The organism is Pseudonocardia sp. SID8383 (genome assembly GCF_009864975.1).
Taxonomy (GTDB): Bacteria; Actinomycetota; Actinomycetes; order Mycobacteriales; family Pseudonocardiaceae; genus Pseudonocardia; species Pseudonocardia alni.
Genome location: NZ_WWFY01000083.1, coordinates 1 through 3,182 on the forward strand (window position 1 = coordinate 1; position 3,182 = coordinate 3,182).

At 75.5% G+C, this 3,182-nt stretch carries 4 protein-coding genes and 1 pseudogene; all 5 read right to left on the reverse strand.

From position 1 onward, the window contains the following. On the reverse strand, positions 1 to 702 hold a 702-nt coding region (locus GTW08_RS02045; RefSeq protein ID WP_161151312.1), incomplete at its 3' end, for an ATP-binding cassette domain-containing protein. Then, positions 699 to 1,430, reverse strand: coding sequence for a cobalt ECF transporter T component CbiQ (cbiQ, locus tag GTW08_RS02050; RefSeq protein WP_161151313.1), 732 nt, complete (start codon positions 1,428 to 1,430; stop codon positions 699 to 701). The genes GTW08_RS02045 and cbiQ, both read right to left, overlap by 4 nt. Beyond that, on the reverse strand, positions 1,430 to 1,720 hold the full coding sequence (locus GTW08_RS02055; protein WP_073576229.1) for an energy-coupling factor ABC transporter substrate-binding protein: 291 nt from the start codon (positions 1,718 to 1,720) through the stop codon (positions 1,430 to 1,432). Before GTW08_RS02055 ends, cbiQ begins: the two co-directional genes overlap by 1 nt. Beyond that, complete coding sequence (locus tag GTW08_RS02060) at positions 1,717 to 2,451, reverse strand: energy-coupling factor ABC transporter permease (RefSeq protein WP_100879784.1); 735 nt, start codon at positions 2,449 to 2,451, stop codon at positions 1,717 to 1,719. The genes GTW08_RS02055 and GTW08_RS02060 overlap by 4 nt, the downstream gene beginning before the upstream one ends. A 127-nt stretch (positions 2,452 to 2,578) precedes the next feature. Beyond that, positions 2,579 to 3,182 (reverse strand): annotated as a pseudogene (locus tag GTW08_RS02065) (hypothetical protein); the annotation flags it as partial.

Genomic DNA, 3,182 nt, shown 5'->3' on the forward strand with positions numbered 1-3,182 from the left:
GGAGAGCAGCGCGGCGTCGCCGAGGACCTCCGCGGCCGGGCCGCGCCGGACGCGCCCGCGCGCGACGACGGCGACGTCGTCGGCCCAGCGGTGGGCGAGGTCGACGTCGTGTGTGGACAGCACGACCGCGGTCCCGGCGCGCTGCAGGTCCGCCAGCACGACGACGAGCTCCTCCACCCCGGCCGGGTCCAGGCCCGCGGTCGGCTCGTCGAGCACCAGCACCCGGGGCCGGACGGCGAGTGCCCCGGCGATCGCGACCCGCTTGCGCTGCCCGAACGACAGCCGGTGCGTCGGCCGGTCGGCGAGGTCGGCGATGCCGACGGCGGACAGCGCGTCGTGCACCCGGGCGTCGACCTCGGTCTCGTCGAGACCGAGGTTGAGCGGGCCGAACGACACGTCCTGCGCGACGTCGGCAGAGAACAGCTGGTCGTCGGGGTCCTGCAGGACGAGCTGGGCGGACTCGCGCAGCCGCACCAGCCCGCGGCGGGTGCGGCGGACCGGCTCGCCGTCGAGCAGGACCTGCCCGGCCGACGGGGCGAGCAGCCCGAGCAGCAGCCGGAACAGGGTGGTCTTGCCGCCGCCGTTGGGGCCGAGCACCGCGAGCCTGCGCCCCGGGTCGACGACGAGGTCCGCCCCGTCGAGCACGACCGGGCCGTCCGGGTAGGCGAAGACCAGCCCGCGGGCCTCCAGGACCGCGGTCACGGGACGACCACCAGGGCCAGTATGGGCACGGCGACGAGCAGCACCGTGCTCGCCGCTACGAAGGCGGGCGAGACGGTGCGGGCGGGTACCCGGACGCGCAGCGAGCCGTCGTAGCCGCGGGAGGCGAGGCCGGCCTCGAGGCGGCGGGCACGGTCGAAGGCGCGGACGAACACGGCAACGCCCTGCCCGGCCAGCGACCGGAAGGTGGTCCGCCGCGTCCGGAATCCCATCCGGAGGGACTGGGCCTCCCGGACCGCGGTCAGCGAGTCCAGCAACAGGAACAGCATCCGGTAGACGAGCAGGGTGATCTCCAGGACGGCCGGCGGCACCCACCGCAGCCGGGGCAGGGTGTCGGCGAGCGGCGTCGTCGCGGCGAAGAGGATCAGGCAGGTCACCGTCGCCAGCGAGCGTCCGACGAGAGCGGCCGCCCGGGCCGGCCCGCCCGGCGCGAGCGCGAGCCACGGATCCCCGCCGACGGTCACCAGCAGGGGCAGCGCCCCCACGATCACGAACCCGAGGGGCAGCGCGAGCAGCCGCAGCGCGGTCCGCCACGGCACCCGGGCCCCGCCCAGCAGCAGCGCCAGCGCCGCGGTACCGGTCAGCACGGCCCCCGGCCACGGTGGGAGCGCGACGGCGAGCAGCAGCAGCCCCAGGGCGAGGAACGCCTTCTCCCCGGGGTGCCGGGATCGCCAGCGGTTGGCGTGGGCGGTCTCGTCGATCAGCAGCATCAGCTCTGCCGCGCGGCCTTCTCCCGGCTGCGGGTGCGGGCGACGCCGATGCAGTAACCGAGCACGCCCGCGCCGGCCGCGGCCTGCATCGCGAAGATGCCGGACTCGATCTCGCCCGACGGCGGCTCCCACACCGGGCTGAACCACGGCCGGTAGCCGGTGGCCTCGATGGCCTCGCCCGCCTGGCCGTCGGACCCGGCGTACTCGCCGGGCACGAACAGCACCGGCACCGCGAACAACGCGACGACGGCGACGACCAGCAGGATGTTCACGACGGTCGAGCGGCTCACGCCGACGCCTCCTTCTCCGGGCCCTGTGCGGTCGCGGCCGGGGCGGGGCCGCCGGTGTCGGTTCCCGCGGCCGGGCGCAGCACGCCGAGGCGGCGCAGCTCGTCCGGGGTGATGCGCACGAGCAGCCGCACGACGAGCACGGTCAGCAGCCCCTCGGCCACGGCCAGCGGGATCTGCGTGATCGAGAAGATCGATGCGAAGGTGACGAACGCTCCGCCGAACCCGGAGGTGGGGTCGGGGAACGCGAGCGCGAGCTGCGCGCTGGTGATCGTGTAGGTACCGAGGTCACCGAGGAAGGCCGCGGCGAACACCGCGGGCCCCAGCGAGCCCCCGATCCTGCGGACCACGACGTAGGCGCCGTAGGCGATCCACGGCCCGGCGATCGCCATCGAGAAGGCGTTGGCGCCGAGCGTGGTGAGCCCGCCGTGGGCGAGCAGGACGGCCTGGAAGAACAGCACCACCGTCCCGAGCAGGGCCATCACCGGTGGTCGGAACAGCACCGCGCCCAGCCCGGTTCCGGTCGGGTGCGACGACGACCCGGTCACCGACGGGATCTTGAGCGCCGAGAGGACGAAGGTGAACGCGCCCGCCGCGGCGAGCAGCAGCGTGGTGTCCGGGTCCTCCCGCACGCGGCGCACCACGGCGCGGGCGCCGTGCACGACGAACGGCGCGGCGACGACGGTCCAGGCCGCCGCGTGCAGCGGCGGCAGATAGCCCTCGGCGATGTGCACGGGCGAACGCTACGGCCACGTCGTTCGCTCGTGCAAGCCTGAACATCCGGTCAGGTGTGCAGGCCCTGACGCACGGGACGCCCGGACCCGGCCGGGTCCGGGCGTCGCCGGTGGCTGCGGTGTGCCGTCAGAGTCGCAGGCCGTTGGTGTGATGCACCTCGGCGGGGCGCTCGGCGGTGGCCTTGTGCTCGGCCGCGGCGGCCAGGCGGCCCGCCTCCTGCTCGGCCTCGCGACGTCGGTTCTCCCGCTCGGCGGGCGTGGTCTCGGGCGTACCGACCCCGCTGCCCGGCCGGCCGGCGACGACCTGCTCCTTCGCCAGCCTGCGGGCCTTCTTCTCCGCCTTCGCGGCGGCGTCGCGCTTGGCGACCTTCTCCAGCCGCGCGGCCTTGGCCTTCCGGGCGGCCTTCTTCTCCGCGGCCGCGGCCTTCTCCTGCTCGGCCCGCTCGGCCTTCGCCTGCTTGCGGGCCTTCTTCTCGGCCTTCTCGGCGGCGCGGACGGCCTTCTCGGCGTCCTTCTCCTCCTTGCGGCGGGCCTTCTTCGTGTCGGCCTTCGCGGCCTCGACGGCCTTCCGGCCGCTCTTCCCGTCCTTCTTGCCCTTCTTCGCGTCGGCCTTCTTCCCGGCCTTCGCGTCCTTCGCCGACGGGCCCGACGTCCCGGCCTCCCGGGCCGAGCCGGCGGCACCGGCCGCGGTCAGCGCGGCCTGCTGCGCTGTCGCGGCGGCCCGCTCCGCC